At 68.6% G+C, this 20,205-nt stretch carries 18 protein-coding genes, 3 tRNA genes and 1 riboswitch; of the genes, 8 read left to right on the forward strand and 13 right to left on the reverse strand.

All coding sequences use genetic code 11. The annotated features are described in order from the left end of the window. Positions 1-38: 38 nt before the first annotated feature. The 3 genes from ACZ3HV_RS34415 to ACZ3HV_RS34425 all read right to left on the reverse strand — a co-directional run bounded on the left by ACZ3HV_RS34415 (position 39) and on the right by ACZ3HV_RS34425 (position 2,206). Complete coding sequence (locus tag ACZ3HV_RS34415) at positions 39-470, reverse strand: cupin domain-containing protein (protein ID WP_465690578.1); 432 nt, start codon at positions 468-470, stop codon at positions 39-41. A gap of 281 nt (positions 471-751) precedes the next feature. Next, a complete protein-coding gene (locus tag ACZ3HV_RS34420) occupies positions 752-1,723 on the reverse strand; it encodes an aldo/keto reductase (protein WP_465690580.1) in 972 nt (323 codons plus the stop codon). A 33-nt stretch (positions 1,724-1,756) separates the two neighbouring features. After that, positions 1,757-2,206 carry a pyridoxamine 5'-phosphate oxidase family protein gene (locus ACZ3HV_RS34425; protein WP_465690582.1) on the reverse strand — a complete coding sequence of 150 codons (450 nt, stop codon included), beginning with the start codon at positions 2,204-2,206 and terminating at the stop codon, positions 1,757-1,759. Between the two features lie 104 nt (positions 2,207-2,310). On the opposite strand from ACZ3HV_RS34425, the gene ACZ3HV_RS34430 reads away from it, so the two are divergent. From ACZ3HV_RS34430 to ACZ3HV_RS34445, 4 genes are all read left to right on the forward strand, one after another. Continuing rightward, the gene (locus ACZ3HV_RS34430; protein WP_465690584.1) at positions 2,311-3,180 is read left to right on the forward strand and encodes a sigma-70 family RNA polymerase sigma factor; all 870 of its coding nucleotides are present in this window, start codon (positions 2,311-2,313) and stop codon (positions 3,178-3,180) included. Between the two features lie 160 nt (positions 3,181-3,340). Next, positions 3,341-3,413, forward strand: a tRNA-Gly gene (locus tag ACZ3HV_RS34435). 32 nt (positions 3,414-3,445) lie between these two features. Beyond that, positions 3,446-3,516 (forward strand) — tRNA-Cys (locus ACZ3HV_RS34440). Positions 3,517-3,536: 20 nt separating this feature from the next. Next, positions 3,537-3,608, forward strand: a tRNA-Val gene (locus ACZ3HV_RS34445). Between the two features lie 421 nt (positions 3,609-4,029). On the opposite strand, the gene ACZ3HV_RS34450 is transcribed toward ACZ3HV_RS34445, so the two are convergent. From ACZ3HV_RS34450 to ACZ3HV_RS34475, 6 genes are all read right to left on the reverse strand, one after another. Further along, positions 4,030-5,205 carry an NAD(P)/FAD-dependent oxidoreductase gene (locus tag ACZ3HV_RS34450; protein ID WP_465690586.1) on the reverse strand — a complete coding sequence of 392 codons (1,176 nt, stop codon included), beginning with the start codon at positions 5,203-5,205 and terminating at the stop codon, positions 4,030-4,032. Positions 5,206-5,238: 33 nt separating this feature from the next. Beyond that, positions 5,239-5,802: an OsmC family protein gene (locus ACZ3HV_RS34455; protein ID WP_465690588.1), complete on the reverse strand. Its 564-nt coding sequence runs from the start codon at positions 5,800-5,802 to the stop codon at positions 5,239-5,241. A 97-nt stretch (positions 5,803-5,899) separates the two neighbouring features. Continuing rightward, the gene (locus ACZ3HV_RS34460) at positions 5,900-6,997 is read right to left on the reverse strand and encodes an alpha/beta fold hydrolase (protein ID WP_465690590.1); all 1,098 of its coding nucleotides are present in this window, start codon (positions 6,995-6,997) and stop codon (positions 5,900-5,902) included. Positions 6,998-7,046: 49 nt separating this feature from the next. Next, the gene (locus ACZ3HV_RS34465; RefSeq protein ID WP_465690592.1) at positions 7,047-7,790 is read right to left on the reverse strand and encodes an SDR family NAD(P)-dependent oxidoreductase; all 744 of its coding nucleotides are present in this window, start codon (positions 7,788-7,790) and stop codon (positions 7,047-7,049) included. A 31-nt stretch (positions 7,791-7,821) separates the two neighbouring features. Further along, positions 7,822-8,889 (reverse strand): ribosome small subunit-dependent GTPase A, encoded by a 1,068-nt coding sequence (rsgA, locus tag ACZ3HV_RS34470; RefSeq protein ID WP_465690594.1) that lies wholly within the window; start codon positions 8,887-8,889, stop codon positions 7,822-7,824. A gap of 152 nt (positions 8,890-9,041) precedes the next feature. Then, positions 9,042-10,229 carry a YihY/virulence factor BrkB family protein gene (locus ACZ3HV_RS34475; protein ID WP_465690596.1) on the reverse strand — a complete coding sequence of 396 codons (1,188 nt, stop codon included), beginning with the start codon at positions 10,227-10,229 and terminating at the stop codon, positions 9,042-9,044. 63 nt (positions 10,230-10,292) lie between these two features. On the opposite strand from ACZ3HV_RS34475, the gene ACZ3HV_RS34480 reads away from it, so the two are divergent. The 3 genes from ACZ3HV_RS34480 to ACZ3HV_RS34490 all read left to right on the forward strand — a co-directional run bounded on the left by ACZ3HV_RS34480 (position 10,293) and on the right by ACZ3HV_RS34490 (position 14,141). Beyond that, a complete protein-coding gene (locus ACZ3HV_RS34480) occupies positions 10,293-11,921 on the forward strand; it encodes an acyl-CoA dehydrogenase family protein (protein WP_465690598.1) in 1,629 nt (542 codons plus the stop codon). Then, positions 11,919-12,000, forward strand: a riboswitch (ZMP/ZTP riboswitch). It overlaps the preceding gene by 3 nt. Positions 12,001-12,028: 28 nt before the next feature. Next, a complete protein-coding gene (locus ACZ3HV_RS34485; RefSeq protein ID WP_465690600.1) occupies positions 12,029-13,477 on the forward strand; it encodes a glycine hydroxymethyltransferase in 1,449 nt (482 codons plus the stop codon). Between the two features lie 184 nt (positions 13,478-13,661). Next, the gene (locus ACZ3HV_RS34490) at positions 13,662-14,141 is read left to right on the forward strand and encodes a GbsR/MarR family transcriptional regulator (protein WP_465690603.1); all 480 of its coding nucleotides are present in this window, start codon (positions 13,662-13,664) and stop codon (positions 14,139-14,141) included. Here the strand turns inward: ACZ3HV_RS34490 and ACZ3HV_RS34495 are convergent. From ACZ3HV_RS34495 to ACZ3HV_RS34510, 4 genes are all read right to left on the reverse strand, one after another. Next, complete coding sequence (locus ACZ3HV_RS34495) at positions 14,101-15,399, reverse strand: amidase family protein (protein WP_465690605.1); 1,299 nt, start codon at positions 15,397-15,399, stop codon at positions 14,101-14,103. The two genes, ACZ3HV_RS34490 and ACZ3HV_RS34495, sit on opposite strands and share 41 nt — an antisense overlap. Positions 15,400-15,408: 9 nt before the next feature. Next, entirely contained in the window at positions 15,409-17,262 is a 1,854-nt protein-coding gene (locus ACZ3HV_RS34500) for a glycoside hydrolase family 9 protein (protein WP_465690607.1), read from the reverse strand. Between the two features lie 84 nt (positions 17,263-17,346). Beyond that, a complete protein-coding gene (locus ACZ3HV_RS34505) occupies positions 17,347-17,532 on the reverse strand; it encodes a hypothetical protein (RefSeq protein WP_465690609.1) in 186 nt (61 codons plus the stop codon). Beyond that, positions 17,529-18,095 carry an ArsR/SmtB family transcription factor gene (locus tag ACZ3HV_RS34510; protein ID WP_465690611.1) on the reverse strand — a complete coding sequence of 189 codons (567 nt, stop codon included), beginning with the start codon at positions 18,093-18,095 and terminating at the stop codon, positions 17,529-17,531. The genes ACZ3HV_RS34505 and ACZ3HV_RS34510 overlap by 4 nt, the downstream gene beginning before the upstream one ends. Positions 18,096-18,504: 409 nt before the next feature. Between ACZ3HV_RS34510 and ACZ3HV_RS34515 the strand changes: the two genes are divergently transcribed. Then, the gene (locus tag ACZ3HV_RS34515; protein ID WP_465690613.1) at positions 18,505-20,196 is read left to right on the forward strand and encodes a nitrite/sulfite reductase; all 1,692 of its coding nucleotides are present in this window, start codon (positions 18,505-18,507) and stop codon (positions 20,194-20,196) included. Positions 20,197-20,205: the final 9 nt, after the last annotated feature.

Consider the following 20,205-nt stretch of genomic DNA (forward strand, 5'->3'; position numbering starts at 1 on the left):
ACGGGGGCGCAGTCTGCGGTCGCGGGCCGGCGTGGCTGTTATGTGGTTGTGCGCCAATTGGGGAGGTCGGCGAAATGGACGTCGTAGCGGTCTTGTTCGGGAATGAGGGACTCGAAGACTGCTTCGCCGCGGCTGATGGCGGCTAGTTGTTCGAAGTAGCCGAAGCGTTCTATGCCAGGGCTGAGTACTACGAAGACGTCGGCCGTTTGGCCTTCTGCTGCGCCGAAGACGTGGGTTGTGCCGGGCGGGATGATGACCAGGCCGCCCTTGCCCACTGTGGTCAGGTTGTCGCCGAGGCGGAAGAGCATGGTGCCGTCGAGGATGTAGAAGACCTCGTGGGAGAGCTTGTGGTGGTGTGGGGGGTGCCCCGTCGGCGCCGGTTGCCAGCGTGAGCCGGCTGGCGCTGACCGCGCCGCCGTCGGCGAGTAGTTCGAACGCGCCGCCCGCGAGCGACGTCCCGGCCGCCGCACCGGGTTGCACGACCAGCGGGGTACCGATGGCTTCCGTAGTGACTCCTTCGATCGGACACAACGGATCCACCATGCCGATCGTCCGCAGCCTGAGCAACGGCACCCCTTGCCCCAGGTCCAGGCCAGCTCTCCGTACGACGAGCCGATGTTCACCAGGTCGGGACGGACGGCCGTAACCCGCTGCTCCAGGTCCTGCATGAGCTGCAGGTCCGCGGAGGCTCACGCGACCGAGGTCATCCATGGTGCGCGCTGTGTCAGGGCTCCGCGAACCGTCGACCTGTTTAGGCGTTGTCGAGGCGGTCCATGACGTCGGCGTCGAGCTGGAGGTCGAGGGCCTCCAGTGCCTCGTCCAGTTGAGCGACGGAGGAAGGGCCGAACAGCGGGACGACGTTCTTGTGGAGGAGCCAGGCGAGGATGACTTGGTTCGGGGTGGCGTTGAGGTCTTGAGCTACCTGGCGTAGGGCTTCGTTGCGGGTGTAGGCCGTGGGATGGGCGTAGCCGCGCTGCGCTGAGAAGGGCCGGGTGGGGTTGGTGTAGGAGCCGGTCAGGAGGGATTGGTAGGCGACCAGGGTGACGTCCGGGTGCTCGGCCAGGTAGTCGAAGTGTTCGATGCCGGCGTGCTGGAAGTGCGGGGTGCCGTGGCGGCTTACGCCTTGCAGGGAAGGCGGATTGGGCCAGAGATAGGTGTAGTGCTGCTGGATGACGGAGTACGGCGCTACCCCTTGAGCGGCGGCCAGCCCGCGGGCTCGATCCAGGCGCCAGGCGGCGTGGTTGCTGCAACCGACCTGACCTACGGTGCCGTCGGCTACCAAACCGCCGAAGACAGCCACGGTCTCGTCCAGCGGGGTGGTGCGGTCGTCGATGTGAGCGTAGTAGAGGTCGATGCGGTCGGTGCCAAGCCGATCCAGGCTCCCCTTCGCCGCGGACTCGACGACTGTCGAACTGAGGCCTTCCCAGTGCGCGTCGCCGGGGTCGCCGGGCTTGGTCGTCCGGGCGCCGCACTTGGTTGCGATCGTCAACTGATCCCGATTGCCCCGGGACTTCATCCAACGGCCGAGGAACTCTTCACTCTCGCCGCCGTGCCCGGTCCACTGGTTGTAGTTGTTCGAGGTGTCAATGAAGGTCCCGCCGGCCGCGACGAAGCGGTCGAGGATCGAGCTCGCGGTCTCAGGAGGCGTCGAACTGCCGAAGTTCATCGCCCCCAGGCACAGTGCGCTGACAGTCCGGCCGTTGCCAAGAGTCCTGTATCGCATGGAGCCAGGCTGCCTCCTAGAGCGCACTCAAGGTCAAATGAGCCAGGCGCCGGATTCCATCAGGACGCGGTCCTTGAGTTCGTTGACTTCGCGCCAGGCCTGGATCTTGGCGGGGGTGGCGCGGAAGTACAGGTAGTTCGCGAGCGGACGCGGATCGAAACCGGCCTTCTCGGCGAAGGCGTCGCCCTCAAGGTCGGTGAGGTCGCCGGAACGCAGCGTTTCGGTGGTGGCGGTGATGTGGACGACGTCTCGGGTGTGGCCGAGAGTCAGGAGGAGCGTGGGGTTCTTCTGGAGGTTGCGGGCAGTGGGGTTGCCGGCCGCGGTCGAGAGGAGGAGAGACTCGCCGTTCCAGAGGAAGGACAACGGCATCAGGTACGGCGTACCGTCCGGGGAAGCCGTGGCGACCCAGGCGTCGACGTCGTTCTCCAGCAGGCGGAGAGTGTCCTGCTTGCGTACCGACAATGGGCGGGCCGGGTCCGTCATGGTGGCGCTCCTCGGGATCTCGTGTCACATGTGGTGCGGGTGGTCCGTCAATCGGATGACGGCGCCGGGCCGGGAAGTGTGACAGTACGAAGGATGTGGTCGGGATGGGTCAGGACGACTGGCTGGTGGCCCGGTTCGAGGAGAACCGGGAACGCCTGCACGGCGTCGCCTACCGGATCCTAGGCTCCGCGCCCGAGGCCGAGGACGCGGTGCAGGAGACGTGGATCCGGCTCAGCCGGTCCGAAGCCGGCTCGATCGACAACCTCGGTGGGTGGTTGACCACGGTGGTCGGCCGGATCTGCCTCGACATGCTGCGGACGCGCCGCGGGCGGCCCGAGCGCCCGGTCGGCGATCACTCCCCCGCGCTCGCGGACGACGCCGTACCCGATCCCGAACTCGAAGCAGTACAGGCGGATTCGGTCGGTCTCGCGCTGCTCGTGGTACTGCAGACGCTGACGCCGGCCGAGCGACTCGCGTTCGTGCTGCATGACATGTTCGCGGTGCCGTACGACGACATCGCGCCGATCCTGGGCAAGTCACCGGCCGCCGCGCGGCAGCTCGCAAGCCGGGCGCGACGGAGAGTGCAAGGTACGCCGGAACCGGCCGGACCCGACGCGATCCGGCAGAAGGAGATCGTCAGCGCGTTCCTCGCAGCGTCTCGCGGTGGGGACTTCGCGGCGCTGCTCGAGGTGCTCGACCCAGACGTCGTACTGCGTGCCGACGCGGCCGTCGTGGCACTGGGCAATTCGGCGATGGTGTCGGGCGCGGCGGCGGTCGCGGAGACCTTCTCCGGACGCGCGCAGGCAGCCAGGCTGGCGTTGGTGGACGGGCTCGCCGGGCTGGTGTGGTCGTATCGCGGCGAGCCGCAGGTCGTCTTCTCCTTCACCGTCGCCGACGGCCGCATCACCGCGATCGAACTCCGCGGCGACCCCGACTATCTCCGCGACGTCGACGTCGCATCGTTGAAGGCCTGAACGGCGTGGCGAGTAGACAGACAAGTGAGGCTGTTGGGACGGATGAGGTGAGATTCACGCTCGGAGCGTCCGCATCGCGACACCCTGGAATCCGGTTTTTGGATGGGCGAAAAGTGCGCTACTGTTCTGCTCTCGCACCGAGCGGAAACGCCGGAGCGATGCGGACGTAGCTCAGTTGGTAGAGCGCAACCTTGCCAAGGTTGAGGTCGCCGGTTCGAACCCGGTCGTCCGCTCGGAGAGGGTTCGGCAGGCCAGCTTTCTCACTGGTGGAGTGGCCGAGAGGCGAGGCAACGGCCTGCAAAGCCGTGTACACGGGTTCGAATCCCGTCTCCACCTCGAGAACCCTTGAAGAGTTTGGACGATTGGCGCAGCGGTAGCGCGCTTCCCTGACACGGAAGAGGTCACTGGTTCGATCCCAGTATCGTCCACGAAGGCGAGGGGCGAGGTGTGTCCGCGGAACGCGCGGACCATCTCGCCTTCGTCGTTTGTGCGGCTGCGCTTCGCTTGCCGCGAGCGGGGGCTCCGCCACCCGCACCCCCTTTGCGCCTTCGCTTCGCTCGGCTGTTGGGGTTGCTCGCCGCTGACACGGTTCCGGCTGGGGCTGGGCGCCGCGTCGACGGTTCGGACTGGGGTTGCTCGCCGCGTCAACGGTTCCGGCTGGGGTTGCCCGTGTCTGCACAGCTCCTGGCCAGGGTTGCCCGCCGCGTCAACGGTTCCGGCTGGGGTTGCCTGTGGCTGCACAGCTCCCGGCTGGGGTTGCTCGCCGCGTCAACGGTTCCGGCTGGGGTTGCCGTGTCTGCACAGCTCCCGGCTGGGGTTGCTCGCCGCGGCGCGGGCTTGGTTGTGGTTTTAGCAGGGGGTGTGGGCGGGGGTCGGGAGGGGCGGGAGTGCGGCCAGGGCTTCTAGTTCGTCTGCCATTGCCGCGTTGAGCTGGAGGAGCAGGTTGGGGATCTCGGCGTCGGTCCAGCGGTGGCCGGCGATCACGTCCGTCACGTCGAAGAGGGCCGTCGAGAGTGTGTCGCGGGTCGCCTGGTAGGCGGACAACGCGTCGCGTTCGGGCGCACCGTCACGGACGACGGCCACAATCGCGCGGGCCAGGAGCTCGGCGTCCCGTAGCGCGTCCGTCAGGCCGTGCGCGCCCAGCGGGTCCTTGAAGTAGCCGGCATCGCCGACCAGGGCCCAGCCGTTGCCCCATGCCCGGCGCAGGTAACCGGGCCTGCCGGTGAAGGTCCGCAGTGCGAGCGGAGGTGCGGAGGCGGCGAGCCGGGCTGTGAGGTCGCCCGACGACTCGGCGACGATGCTGGTGAGCGGTTCCAGTCCACCCCGGCCGATCCGGCCGGGTGACGCGCTGGCGAACACACACGCCTGGCCGTCGTTGGTCGGGACGACGCCAGAGGCCGCGTCCGGCCTGAAGTTCCACTCGTAGCCGTCGGTCTCGAGCGCGGTCCAGTAGCCGTACGTGAGGGCGGCGACCGACTTCCCGACGCGCTCGTACGGCGCGTCGACGGCGTCGGCGACCGTCGACCTGATGCCGTCGGCTCCCACGACGATGCGTGCTGCCGCCCGCAGCGTCGCACCGTCACGGGCCCGGCCGGTGATGCCGGTGACGGTGCCGTGACGGTCCCGCTCGACGCCGGTCACGGCGATGCCGAACCGCACCTCGGCGCCGGCCGCCGCGGCTGCGTCGACCAGGAGCGGGTCCAGAACCGTGCGCCTCGGCGCGTACAGCGCCTCCACGCCGTACGACTCCTTGAGGATGAGCGGCACCAGGTCGTCCGCATACCGGAAAGTCGTACGCCGCACCGCCGGTGTGCCCGCGGCGATGATCTCGTCGAGCAATCCCCACCGGGTCAACTGCAGCACGGCTCCGCGCATCAGGGCGTGGGTCGACAGGGTGTCGGCGCCGTACCGGCTGCGATCGACCAGCAGGACCCGTAAGCCGTGCCGGGCCAGCAGGAAGGCCGTGGCGGCACCCGCCGCGCGGGCGCCGACGACCACGACGTCGTACTCGAGTTCGATGCTCACGTCGTCTCCAGGTGGAGTGGACATGACGTGACGTCAGCCGACGTCGACGTCGATGGACACCGGCACGCCGTTGGTGACGACGTCGAACACGGCTGACCGCAGGCGGGACTGCTCGACGACGGAGCGCAGTTTGTCCGGGTCGTCGCCCCGCAGCGTGAAGCTCACCCGGACTTGCTGGTAGCCGTTGCGGACCTCATCGGACAACCCGAGGATGCCGAGCAGGTCGATGTCGCCCACGACAGTCGAGGACACCTCGGTCAGGTTCACCCCGCGGGCTGCCGCGATGTTGGCGATGCCCGCGGTGAGGCAGGCGGCCAGCGCGTGCAGGAGGTACTCGACCGGCGTCGGGCCGTTGTCGGATCCGACCAGAACGGGCGGGTGGTCCGCGTCGAACGTAAACGGCTCCCGGTGCATCAGCTCCTGCTTGGCGCCGTGGAATCCGTGGATCACCGATCGGTTGTGAGTACCGCTCAGCCAGGTGTTGGTGGCCTGGAAGCGGAACTTCGCGATCTCGGTGTCGCCCTTCACGGCGTCGAGCGTGCCGAACAGGGCCGCGGTGTCGACGCCGTTGCGGATGGGTCTCTCGGTGATGGTCATGAGCCGACCGTAGGGAAGCGGCGTCGTCGCCCGCATCGGTGCGTGCGCGCAACTTCAGGTGCTCATCCACCAGATGGTGGCGGTCTACGCGTACTCGTCAGGTGGGCGTCATCAGCCTGGCGACCGCCGCGGCGCGGGCCGACTTTCCCTGGACACCGAGCTTCGCGTACGTGTTGTGCAGGTGCCGCTCGACCGTGCGGATGCTCAGGCTGAGGGATCGGGCGATCTCCTCGTTGTCCTGTCCTTCTGCGGCGAGGCGGAGTACGTCGCACTCTCGCGGCGACAGGAGCGACGTCGCAGCGGGACCGACTGCCCGTGGCCTCGGCCGGCGGTCCGGCGCCAGGAATGCCGCTACCTCGTCGACGAAGACCTGCCAGGCCGGCTCGTCGCCGAGCACAATGTGATTCGAACTCTCCAGCACCACCAGCCTCGCACCCGCGATCGTCGAGGCGAGGTGCCGGCCCTCCTCGAAGCCGTTCATCCGGTCCCCCCGCGAATGCAGCACCAGAGTCGGGACGTCGAGTTGCGGCAGCAGTTCGATCGCGTCGTCGCGATGGCGTTCCCGGCGGGCCGCGTAGGCGGTCTGCGCCGAGACCGACACGCGCTGCAGCTCATCCAGCCAGCGCATCTGCTCCTCGGTGGCGCCGGGGATCATCAGCGACGTGAACACCCGCCGGAACTCCGACTCGGGCCGGGCCCAACCGACCTTGATCAGCCGTTCGAACGTCTCGTTGAGCTCGAGGTCCTCAGGTGTCGGATCGCGGAACGCCGCCGCGTAGCTGCCGTAGAACAGCAACCGGGATACCCGCTCGGGGTGGCGCACCGCGTAAACGATCGAGGGCGGACCGCCCTGTGCCATGGCCATCAGGGCGAACCTGTCGAGTCCGGCATGGTCGACGACCGCCTCGAGATCGGCGACCCGCGTCTCCAGCCGGAAATCATCGACGTCCCGGTCGGACAGCCCGTACCCGCGCTCGTCATACCGGACCACGGTCGCGATCTGGCCGAGATCGTCCAAGAAGTGCCGCCAGACGGGGCTGTGCCAGTCGTGCTGCAGGTGGCTCAGCCAGCAGGTCGCGATCACCAGCGGCGGACCCGAACCGTGCCGCGCATAAGCGATCCGCACACCGTCGGCCGACGTGCAGAGCTGCAGCACCTGCGGTGGCGCCGCCGTCCCACGACCGGAGGCTGTCACGTTTCGATCGTACCCAGCGCCGAGGAGTCCGTCCGGTCTGCCGACTGACTTACATCCGGAGCTGGGAGCCGCCGTTGAAGTCGAGGACAGTGCCGGTGGCGAACTCGGCCTCCGGGGAGGACAGGTAAAGGATCGCGGCCGCGACCTCGGAGGGGTCGGCGACGCGTTCGAGCGGGCTTTCCATGCGGCGGCGGTCGTAGCCGGCGCCATTGAGATGCATGGCCGCCATGTCGGTGACGGTCCATCCGGGAGCGATCGCGGTGACGGCGATTCCCTCTGGCCCCAGCGCACGTGCCAGGGACTGGGTGAAGGAGACGATCGCGGCCTTGGAGGCGCCGTACGCCGGCTGGTTGGGCTCACCGCGGAACGCGCCACGGGAGGAGACGTTGACGATGCGGCCGCCGCGTCCCATGTGCCGCACGGCGCACCACGTGACGTTCGACGGGCCGACCAGGTTCACGGCCAGCGTGTCCGTCCAGGCCTGCTGCCATTCGGCGTACGTCGTCTCGCGGATGCGGTGTGGGTGGTAGACGCCGGCGTTGTTCACCAGTACGTCGATCCCGCCGAGAGCGCTCGCCGCGTCATCGACCATCGTCTGGATGGCTGCGGGATCAGCCAGGTCAGCCTGCACCATGACGTGCCCCGAACCAGGCAGGTCCTTCAACACCAAGGTCGCAGCATCAGGCGAGGAGCTGTAGTGGACGGCTACCCGGTCACCGGCTGCGGCGAACGCCCGAGCGGTAGCCGCACCGATTCCCCTGGAAGCTCCCGTGACCAACACTGCGCGATCCATGGCCCCGATCCTTTCATCACCGCCGAGTCGATCACTGGCGAGGCTTGAAGTCGCGGCGGTAGGACTTGCTCGCGCGCACCCACTCCTTCTTCATCTCGGACCGGAGCCGCGCGTCAGTACGCCGAGCCATGTACGCCGCCTCGCGCTGCAGCTTCACCCAGCTCTCATACCGCCGGTACGGCAGCGAGCCGTCCTCCAGCGCAGCCTGGACCGCGCACCCGGGCTCGGTGACGTGCACGCAGTCCTTGAACTTGCACTGCTCGGCCAGTGCCGTGACGTCCGGGAACGCGGCCGCCAGGCCCTCCCCTGACTCCTGTAGACCGACCCCCCGCAGCCCAGGCGTGTCGATGACGACCCCACCCTGCGGGAGGGCGATCAGCTCGCGGCGCACCGACGTATGGCGGCCCTTGCCGTCCTCACGGATGTCCTGCACGTCCAGCAGCTCCACACCGGCCAGGGCGTTCACCAGCGACGACTTACCGGCGCCACTCGACCCCAGCAGAGCCATAGTCGCGTTGTCATCCAGCAGTGACCGCACAGAGTCCATCCCGAAGCCGGTCGTCGCACTGCACACCAGTACGTCGGCACCCGGCGCAGCGACCGCCACATCCTCGGCAATGGCCTCGGCGTCCCCGACGAGGTCGGACTTGGTCAGTACGACGACAGGACGCGCACCGCTCTCCCACGCCAGCGCGAGGAAGCGTTCGATCCGGCCGATGTTCGGCTCGGGCACCAGACCCACGACGATCGCGATCACGTCGACGTTGGCCGCGAGTACCTGGCCTCGTGACGACCCGCCGACCTCCGCGCGGACGATCGCCGTACGGCGTGGTGCGACGGATTCCAGTGTGATCCGGTCGTCCGGCCAGAACCGCAGTACGACCCAATCCCCGGTACACGGGCCGGCCTGCGGGTCACTCGCCATCGCGGCGAGCAGCGCACCGGACCAGGACGTGCGGACCGGTCCGTCCTCGGTGAGTACCGTCGCCAGGCCCTTGTCGACCCGGGCGACGCGTCCCGGGACGAGGTCATCCGGAACGGACTGCAGGTACTCAGCCGTGGAGCCGTCGAGCCCGAGTGCCTGGAGTGTTGCTGACATGCGGCGAACCTTTCAGAGGGTCCGGCCGCGAGATCAGCTCAGCGGACGGACGGTGTGGGAGACAGCGGCCCGGTAGGCCCGTTGGTAGCTCACGGCGGGTGCCTCCCTTCCAGTCCGGCGGTCCTGATCGAGGACCGCTTGTCGCGATGCCGTCAGCGTAGGTCGTCGCCGTCGCTCTGCGCACCGGATTTTCCGACCGAGGCGGGCTTCCGCTCCGGGCCGGAGCCCGAGGCAGGCTTCCGCTCGGGGCGGGATTCCGGGGTGGGCTTCCGCTCCGTGCCGGGTTCGGCCTTGCGGTCCGGCGAAGCGCCGATGATCTTCGCGGGGTCGGGCCCGAGCGCCTCGATCTTGCGGGCCGCCTCGGCCTCCGGCCGCTCGTCCTGCTCCACCGGGGTCAGTGTGTGCTCGTGGTGCCGCTCCGGCTCGGCCTTCATGACCGGCTCGACCTCGTCCTCGGCCGCCGCCTTGACCTCCGCCACGCGCACCTTGTGCGGCCACAGCCGGTCGACCACCGCGTTCAGCGCCGCACCGATCAGTACGGCGATCGCCGTCATGTACAACCACATCAGTACGGCGATGGGCGCGGCCAGCGGACCGTAGATCGACGTACCGCCGACTGTGCTCTGCAGGATCCAGCGGAGCACGAAGCTGCCGAGGATCCAGATCGACAGCGCCAGGAACGACCCCGGCAGATCTGACACCCACGGAGTCCGCACCGGCACCGACAGGTGGTACAGGGTGTTCAAGAAGCCCGCGGACAGGATCGTCACGACGGGCCAGTACAGCTGGTTCAGGAAGTCGAGCCGGTGCGGGAGCAGTGCGTCGACCGCGTCCGGGCCGGCCAGCACCAGCGGCAGCACGATCACACCGATGACGAGGGCCGCGCAGTACAGGCTGAAGGACAGCGCCCGGGTCCGGACGATGCCGCGCTTGCCGCCCATCCCGTACATGATCGTGATGGTGTCGACGAACACGTTCAGCGCGCGGCTGCCGGACCACAGCGCGAGCACGAAACCGATCGAGATGACGTCCGGCCGGCCGCCGTTCAGGACCTGGTTCAGGGTCGGCACGATCACGCTCTGGACCGAGTCGTCCGTCAGCGCCCGGGCCGCCAGCTGGGCGATCTGCTGCTTGATGTCGTCGATCGTCTCGACCTCGAAGTACCGGCTGGCGATGTAACCGAGACTTCCGGCCAGCCCGAAGATCAGTGGCGGCAGCGAGAGGATCGCGAAGAACGCCCCCTCGGCCGCGAGTCCGGTGACCCGGTAGCGCAGGCAGACACCGACGGTCTGGGTGAGCAGCTTCCAGATCGTCGCGGGGATCTTGCGGACCCATGCCAATGAGAGGGAGCTCCCACCCCTGGGTCCTGCCCCTGAACGTGCCATACCGCTTACCGTACTGACATGGCGGACCCATTCGCGGTAACGAACCAGGCTCCCCCACTGCAAGGGGTGAACTTCTTCACGCGCGACACGGCGCTCGGTGACGCTCTGCGCCCGTACGCCGCTCTCGCCGACGATGCCGGTCTGGCCCGGATCGGCGCGGTCGCGGGCTCCGAAGAGGCCCTCGCGCAGGCTCTCCCGGCCAACCAGCACCCACCGGTCCTGCGCACCCACGATCGCTACGGGAACCGGATCGACGAGGTCGAGTTCCACCCGTCCTGGCACTGGCTGATGGAGCGCGCGGTTGGGTTCGGGCTGCAGGCCGCGCCGTGGACGAGCGAATCGCCGTCGCCGCACCTGACCCGGGCCGCCGGGTTCTACGTCTGGTCCCAGGTCGAGCCGGGGCATGTTTGCCCGATCTCGATGACGTACGCCGCGGTCCCCGCGCTCAGGGCGGACGAGCGGCTGGCGAAGGCGTGGATCCCGCAGCTCGCCTCGACGTCGTACGACGTACGCCGGTTGCCGGCCGCGGAGAAATCCGGGGTCCTCGCGGGGATGGGGATGACCGAGAAGCAGGGTGGCTCGGACGTCCGGGCGAACCTGACCACCGCGACGCCGGCCGGGGACGACGGTGAGTACCAGCTGAACGGGCACAAGTGGTTCTGCTCGGCGCCGCAGGTCGACGTCTTCCTGGTACTCGCGCAGGCGCCGGACGGGCTGAGTTGCTTCGTCGTGCCGCGGGTGCTTGCCGATGGCAACCGGAACACGTTCGCGCTGCAGCGACTGAAGGACAAGCTCGGGAACCGCTCGAACGCGTCCAGCGAGGTCGAGTTCCACAACACCATCGGCTACCGCCTGGGCGACGAGGGCGCCGGCGTCCGAACCATCATCGAGATGGTCGCCGCAACCAGACTCGACTGCGTCCTGGGCTCTGCGGCTCTCCAAAGACGCGCCCTGGTCGAAGCCCTCTGGCACACCCGCCACCGCTCGGCGTTCGGTGGGTTGCTCGCCGACAAGCCGGTGATGCAGAACGTCCTCGCGGACCTGGCGCTCGAGAGTGAGGCGGCGACCGCGCTGGGGATGCGTCTTGCTGCTGCTGTCGACGCCTCCCTGAACGGTGATGAACAAGCTGCAGCATTCCGGCGGATTGCGCTGCCGCTCGCGAAGTTCTGGGTTTGTAAGCGGACTCCGTTCATGGTGGCTGAGGCGTTGGAGTGTCTGGGTGGGAACGGGTTCGTGGAGGAGTCCGGGCTGCCTTTGCTGTTCCGGGAGTCGCCGTTGAACTCGATCTGGGAGGGCTCCGGCAACGTGAACGCGCTGGATGTGCTGCGGGCGCTGCGGAAGCCGGAGTCGCTGGAGGCGTGGCTGCTGGAGGTTGGCGCAGCGCGGGGTGCGGACGAGCGGTTGGACGCCGCGGTGAACGACGTACTGCAAGCGCTTGCTGACGCCGCGGACGCCGAAGCCGGAGCCCGGCGGCTGGCTGCGCGGATGGCCCTGTGCCTGCAGGCGTCACTGCTGGTCCGGCACTCGACGCCCGAGGTCGCGGACGCGTTCGTCGCGTCGCGGCTGGCCAACGAATGGGGCGGTGTGTTCGGGACGCTCCCGCGGACGACACAGTTCCCGCTGATCATCGAGCGCGCGATAGGGTGACCGCGTCGCGACTGGCGCGCTGAGGTGGAGAACCACCGGGGAGCGAAAACCGTCGGCACCGTGCGCCTGGGTGCCTTCGACCCACTGCAACCGCAGGAGAGACAACGATGACTCAACCCTTCGATGCCGCCGCCGCATCGGCCGCGTATCGCAACGCGCTCGAGGTGATCGGCGCGGTGGAACCGACCATCGCCGGCGCGATCAAGGCCGAACTGGCCGACCAGCGGTCCTCGCTGAAGCTGATCGCGAGCGAGAACTACGCCTCCCCCGCCACCTTGCTGACGATGGGCAACTGGCTCTCGGACAAGTACGCCGAGGGCACCATCGGGCACCGTTTCTACGCCGGCTGCCAGAACGTCGACACCGTCGAGCAGACCGCGGCCGACCACGCGACGGCTCTGTTCGGCGCGCCGCACGCCTACGTCCAGCCGCATTCCGGCATCGACGCGAACCTGGTCGCCTTCTGGGCGATCCTGGCCCAGCGGATCGAGTCCCCGGCGCTGGCCGAGGCGGGAGCGAAGCACGTCAACGACCTGTCCGACGAGGACTGGACCAAGCTCCGCAAGGCGCTCGGCGACCAGAAGATGCTCGGCATGTCGCTGGACGCCGGCGGTCACCTGACCCACGGCTTCCGGCCGAACATCTCCGGCAAGATGTTCAACCAGCACTCCTACGGCACCGACCCGGAGACCGGGCTGCTCGACTACGACGAGGTCGCGCGCAAGGCGCGGGAGTTCAAGCCGCTGATCCTGATCGCCGGCTACTCGGCGTACCCGCGCAAGGTGGACTTCGCGAAGATGCGCGAGATCGCCGACGAGGTCGGTGCGACGCTGATGGTCGACATGGCCCACTTCGCCGGCCTGGTCGCGGGCAAGGTGTTCACCGGCGACTTCGACCCGATCCCGCACGCGCACGTCACCACGACCACCACGCACAAGTCGCTCCGCGGCCCGCGCGGTGGCATGGTGCTCTGCCAGCCCGAGTACGCCGACTCCGTCGACCGTGGTTGCCCCATGGTGCTGGGCGGTCCGCTCAGCCAGACGATGGCCGCCAAGGCGGTCGCGCTCGCAGAAGCCCGGCAGCCGTCGTTCCGTGAGTACGCGCAGGCGATCGCGGACAACGCGGTCACGCTGGCCGAGGGCCTGATGAAGCGCGGCGTGAAGCTCGTGACGGACGGTACGGAGAACCACCTGGTCCTGCTCGACGTCTCGTCGTACGGCATCACCGGCCGGCAGGCCGAGTCGGCGCTGCTCGACGCCGGCATCGTGACCAACCGGAACGCGGTACCGCGTGACCCGAACGGCGCCTGGTACACCTCGGGCGTCCGGATCGGCACGCCGGCGCTGACCACCCGCGGCTTCGGTGCCGACGAGTTCGACCGGGTCGCCGAGCTCATCGTCGACGTCCTCTCCTCGACCACGCCGACGACGACGTCCGCCGGTGCGCCCTCCAAGGCGAAGTACGTGCTCGCCGACGGCGTCGCGGACAAGACCAGGGCGGCCTCGGCCGAGATGCTCGACAAGCACCCGCTGTACCCGGGCCTCGAGCTCAGCTGAGTTCCACCGCGCCCGCTCCCACGCTTGTGGGAGCGGGCGTTTTCCGTTGCGGCATCAGTACGGCGGCCGGCACCGCGCCGGCGACCGCGATTGCTGCCGAGACCCACATGGTCGGAGTCATGAACGTCGAATTATCAGGAGTTTGTGATAGTTGCGATACATCAGATTACTGTACTCTTCAACCATGAGTCGGGAGCCCAGTCCGGAAGAGATCAGCCAGTTCGTCGAGCGCTTCGCCGGAGTGCTGGCGAACAGCGGCGTCCCGACGATGTCCGCCCGGGTGATGGGCCGGATGCTGGTCAGCCCGACCGGCACGATGACCGCGGCCGAGCTGGCCGAGTCGCTCAAGATCAGCCAGCCTGCCGTCTCCGGCGCGGTCCGTCAGCTGCTCCAGGTGTCGTTCATCTCGCGCGAGCGGTTGCCCGGTTCACGCAAGGATCACTACCGGATCCGCGACGATGTCTTCGCCGCGATCCTGGAACGCCGCAATGACGCCCTCGGCGAGTGGGAGTCCAGCAGCCGGGCCGGCGTCGCCCTCTTCGGCGCCGACTCCCCCGTCGGCCGGCGGCTCACCGATGCCGCCGACTTCTTCGCCTTCATCAAGACCGACCTCGACCAGATGATCAAGAACTGGCGCGCGGAGCGCCCACGGACTGACGGATGAGCTCTGGCCGCGGCAGGGCAACCTGGATCCGCCGTGCCACCGCCAAGGCAACGTCGTCCGCACCGTGCGGCGCGACAACCTGAACACCCACCGGCAGTCCGTCCGCCAGACCCGCCGGCACGCTCACCGCGGGATGCCCAGTCACATTGAAGGCCCAGCACGGATCGCCGGTGACGATGCTCTCCTCGTGCTGATCGTAGCCATGGGCAACAGTCAGCGTGGTCGGGGTGACGAGCGCGTCCACCGCCGCGAACAGGTCCGCGAGCGCGGTGTTGTTGTGATCCCGCACCTCCCGCGCCCGATTCGCCGCGGCCGCCTCAGCGCCCCGTCCGGCATCCAGCCCCGACAGCACCGACCACGCATCCTCGGTAGGCAGCAACTCGAGCGGTACGTCGACCACCACGACGTCAGCCCGAGCCAGTCGCTCCCGGATCACCCGGTCAACCGCCGGGTCAGCCGGCTCAATGCCAAGGGTGGACCGATAAGCAACCCGCACCCCGCCGCCGCCTCCACCGGCCTCGCCGCACTCTCCGGCCCCGCCGGCTCCACCGGGCCAGCTCGCGACGGACGGGACGGGCCAATGCGGGAGCGCCGTCGGATCCAGCCGGTGGGGACCGCTGGCGATGCTCGTCGCCAGGATCACGTCATCGAGGTCGGCCCCGATGAAGCCCGCCGTGGTGAGTCCGCCAAGAGGCCGACCACCCGGCCGCGGGATGCGCCCGTACGTGCCCTTGAACCCGACCACCCCACAGAACGCGGCCGGGATCCGCAACGACCCTCCACTGTCTCCACCACTCGCCAGCGGCACGACGCCTGCCGCAACAGCCGCGGCTCCACCAGCCGTCGATCCACCGGGCGACCGCGACAAATCCCAAGGATTGCGGGTGTAATCCCGCCCGTTCCACCCGAAGGTCTGCGAGATCGCCCCCGGTCGAGCCCGAGTCGACCGACCGATCGCGATCGCACCGGCCGCGAGCAGCCGCTCGACGATCGGCGAGCCCGGCGGCGTCCGCCCCTTGATCAGGAACGGCACCCCGGCAAGCAGACCAGCCGGCTCCAACCGCTCGGCGGCGGCCCGTGCACCGGCACCATCCAACTCCTCGAGGAAATGCAAGACCGGGTCGAGGCGCTCGGCGGTATCGAGCGCCTCTTCGACGACCTCGAGAGCAGTCCGGACCCCCGACCGCACCTCCGCCGCGATCGAAACCGCAGTCGCTCGGCGACCAGCGCGGACGTTCTCCCGGTCGGGCTGAAGCACCGGGTGAGTTTAGCGAGTGAGGGCGTACACGGCGATCGCGGCGAAGTCGTCGGCGGGTTCGGAGGCTTGCCAGGAGCGGACGTCGTCGACGTACCGGGATCCGTGGCCGGTGAACTCGGCGTACCGGTCGACACCGTCGGCGGGACAGGGGTTCATGCCGTCGAGGTGGTCGCCGAGGCCCTCTTCGAAGAGCTCCTCGGAGTTCGGCCCGTTGACGACCGCGCCGGTGAGCTCGCGGCCGAGGATGTTCGCGATCTGGTGATGCGGACAGCGCTCGGCGTTCTGCCCGACGCCGACCATGAACGACACACCCCATGCGTTCGCGCCGAAGTTCCAGGCGAGTTGCTGGTTGCCGAAGTCGTCGTACCGCCGGTCACCGGTCACCTTCCGGTACAGCTGCGCGGTCGCGGCCAGGCCGAACGCATGCGGTACGGCGTCGAAGTTGTCGTACTGCGCCCCCGCCCGGAACGGATCCGCCGACGCCCGGTCCACGCCGATCTGCAACTGTGCCTGAAGATCCCCGACCAGCCGGCGAACCAACGGCCGGTCCGACCGAGCAGCCTTGATCAGATCCGCATGCGCCAGTGCGCTCACGTCGTACAGATTGAGCGTGTCGCCGCCCGCCTCGTGCTCGATGTACTGCGTGGCCCAGTAGCCGGCCTGCTTCAGCCAGGCTCCGGCCCGCGGATCGCCCAGCCGGCGCGCGGCGAGGGCGAGTTCGGTCGCGCCGAGCTCGAGATCGTCACGCCAGGCCGTCTCCGGATAGAAGGCGAACGGCAACGACGTGACCAGCTGCCCGACGTTCTTGGTCTGCGCCTGCGCGTAGATCTGCGCGGCCGTGTCGAGGTGCCGCCGGGCGGTCGCCGGATCCTTCTCGACCTGGGCGGCGAGCGCGAAGGCCGCCGCCGTCCGACCGGCCAGGTTGGGGCTGATCGGCTTGCCGGGCGCGGCCGCCCGGAAGACCGGCCGGTTCCGCAGGAAGCGTTCGGACGGGTCGGTCAGGTGATCGTCGACCTCGGGCAACCGCCACACGTCGTGGTCGCCGACGAACGTCTCCTCGACGTTGCCGGTGCCGACACCCACCTGGATGTAGAGCGTCTTCGTCCGTGAGTTCCACATCTTGTCCAGCCAGTCCAGCCCGTGCCGAGCCTCCGCCAGCACCTGCTGATCCGGCCGGCGCGCGTCCCGGGCCGATGCCCACAGCAACGACTCCGAGTACGCCGCGATGTGGGTGAACTTCAGGTAATCCCCCGCGTCGTACCAGCCACCCTCGACATCCACCGGACCACCGATCCGGCGTAGCTCACCGACGGTCTGATCACTGTCCGGGTCGACGAACACCGGCGTGTCGTACACCTGCGCGGCCCGGTCGTTGAGGTGCGCCGGCTGCCGCCCGAGCGCCCCGGGGACGACGTTCGCCCCGTCCCGCTGCTCCGTGAAGAACGTGACGGCCTTGTCCTTGGCTCCGGTCAGCAGCCGATTCGCATCGGCCAGGATCTCGAACGCCGACGACGCAACGCCGGGCACCTCGATCCGATACTCCCCCGGCACCTTCAGCGCCGACAGATCGAGCTGATAGACGTGCTGGTACGTCGCGTTCCACTCCCCCACGTCACCGCCGACCCGCCCGCTCAGCACGCGATGCCCGTACCGGTCGACCACCTGATACCGAGCACCCGTCGCGGCGTCCCGCGTCATCACGTACGCCGCCTTACCGTCGAAGGCGCCGTACCCGAGCTGGTTCACCCGCACCACACCGCCGGACCCAGCTGCGGCAGTGCTCACCGCACCCACACCACTCACCGGACCCACCACCAGACCCGCGGCCACGACCATCGATCCGACCCGACGCAAGGACCTCACGATTGTCTCCCTCTCGCCAATCGTTAGGAAAGTTTCCTATTGTTTGGACGCAAGGTAGCGCACGCCACCACCGGAGTACAGAGCTCAGCCGCGGAGGCGGGAGGCGGACCACACCATCAGCGCGGCGAACGTCGTCCCCAGCAGCGCACACGCGACCCAGGCCACATCTCCGGCCTCCGAGATCGCTCCCGACAGGATCCAGGCGTGCACCCGTCGATCCCGGCGCAGCGGCGGGATGTCGGTCGCCTCAGACGCCGCGACACCGCTCATGGCCGAGCTGGGACACCGTGGGCAAACACGTAGACCGGCACCGCGGACTCCTCGGTCGACGGGTCCTCGTAGTACTCCTGGATCAGCTCCCCGATCCGCTCGGACAACTCGGTCAGGCGCTCCGGAGTCAGGGTCAGCCAGCTCTCCGTCGCGAACGCGGCCCGCAACCAGTCCTCGCCGTACTCGTGGCGCATGTCCAGCCAGTGCCTGACCTTGTCCGCGTGGTACGTGATATTCCCCTCCTCGGCGACCGTTGCGACCAGCTCGCCGGCGGGCTCACCCGCTGCGTCGGCGACCGACCACGTCCACGACGCACGGGCGCTGCGCCACCAGCGCTCCCGGCGGTTCTTGGCCAGCTCGGGCGCCTCCTCGATGACTCCGGCCGAAGCCAGGACCTTCAGGTGATGGCTGATGTTGCCGACCAGTTCACCGGTGCGTTCAGCCAGCTGCGAGGCGGTGGCGGGACCGTCGACCCCGAGCAGGTCGATCAGCCGGCGGCGCAGCGGATGGTGGATTGCGGCGATCACCGAGGGGTCGGCCGGGCGCCGGTTCGCGGGGCTCATGGGAGGCACCGTAGATTCCACAAGAGCTCTTGTGCAAGAGATCTTGTGGAACACCCGCGGAGCGCGAAACAATCACCACCAGACTGCTAGACATAGCCGCATCGTGAGACTGGCGCTCATGATGTGAGATTGGGAGTTGATTTGTCAGGCGTTGGACCTGACGCTTATGAGCATGCTCGCTGCCCGCTCCACTCACCTCGTAGGTCGCATTCATGTCGACCTCGGGCGGATGCGCAGCGCCATCTGTTGTCCTTCGATGTTCTGACAGCCACCCCGCCGGGCCCGACGAGGCCCCTGATCACCCCCGATCACCGCTGGGTGCGCACCGCGCGGAACGCATCGAATCGACGACGCTTCGATCCCACCGCCCTCGGTGAGCACCTGTCACGAGGACAAGGACACCCTCCGGATGACTGGCGTCACGTCTGCTCCTGCCACCCGCAAGCCTGCCCGGCCACGCAAGGGCAAGGGCGAAGGCCAGTGGGCGCTCGGCTACCGCGAGCCGCTGAACAAGAACGAGGAGAACAAGAAGAACGACGACGGCCTGAACGTCCGGGCCCGGATCGAGAACATCTACGCGCACCGCGGCTTCGACTCGATCGACCCGGCCGACCTGCGCGGCCGGTTCCGCTGGTGGGGTCTGTACACCCAGCGCAAGCCCGGGATCGACGGTGGCAAGACCGCGACGCTGGAGCCGGAGGAGCTGGACGACCGCTACTTCATGCTGCGGGTCCGGGTCGAGGGCGGCCAGCTCAGCACCGAGCAGCTGCGGGTGATCGCGGAGGTCTCCACCGCGTACGCACGCGACACCGCCGACATCACCGACCGGCAGAACATCCAGTTGCACTGGATCCGGATCGAGGACGTCCCGGCGATCTGGCAGAAGCTGGAGGCCGTCGGGCTCTACACCACCGAGGCCTGCGGTGACGTGCCGCGCGTCGTGATCGCCAGCCCGGTCGCCGGGATCGCCGCGGACGAGATCATCGACCCGACGCCGGCCATCGACGACATCGTCGAGAAGTACATCGGCTCGAACGAGTTCTCCAACCTGCCGCGGAAGTTCAAGACCGCGCTTACCGGGCACCCGTCGCACGACGTCGTACCCGAGGTCAACGACATCGCGTTCGTCGGGGTCGTGCACCCCGTGCACGGGCCCGGCTTCGACCTGTGGGTCGGCGGCGGCCTGTCGACGAACCCGATGCTCGCGCAGCGGCTCGGCACCTGGATCCCGTTGGAGGAAGTGCACGAGGCCTGGTGGGGTGTCACCAGCATCTTCCGTGACTACGGCTACCGGCGGCTGCGGACCCGGGCCCGGCTGAAGTTCCTCGTCGCGGACTGGGGTGTCGAGACGTTCCGTGAGGTGCTGGAGGAGAAGTACCTCAAGCGGAAGCTGATCGACGGCCCGGCGCCCGAGATCCCCGCCGTCCAGGGCGATCACGTCGGCGTGCACAAGCAGAAGGACGGCAAGTACTTCGTCGGCGTCGCGCCGGTGGTCGGACGGGTGTCGGGGACGAAGCTCGCCGAGGTCGCGGACGTGGTCGCGGCGCACGGGTCGAACCGGATCCGGACCACCGCGCAGCAGAAGCTGCTCGTGCTCGATGTCGAGGAGGCGCAGGTCGAATCGCTGATCGCCGGCCTCGACGCGCTCGGGTTCCAGGCCCGGCCGTCAGCCTGGCGGCGGAACACGATGGCCTGCACCGGGATCGAGTTCTGCAAGCTGGCGATCGTCGAGACCAAGGCGAAGGCGGCCCAGCTGATCGACGAGCTGGAGATGCGGATCCCGGAGCTCGACGTACCGATCACCGTGAACGTGAACGGCTGCCCGAACTCCTGCGCCCGGATCCAGACCGCCGACATCGGCCTCAAGGGCCAGCTGGTGATGGATGCCGAGGGCAAGCAGGTGCCGGGCTACCAGGTCCACCTGGGCGGCGGCCTCGGGCTGGACGCCGGCTTCGGCCGGAAGCTGCGCGGCCACAAGGTCACCGCCGACGGGCTCACCGACTACGTGGAGCGCGTCACCCAGAACTACCTGAAGGAGCGCAACGAGGGCGAGCGCTTCGCCCAGTGGGTCACCCGAGCTGACGAGGAGGCTTTGCAGTGAACGAACGAA

It is taken from the genome of Kribbella sp. NPDC020701 (assembly GCF_055562215.1).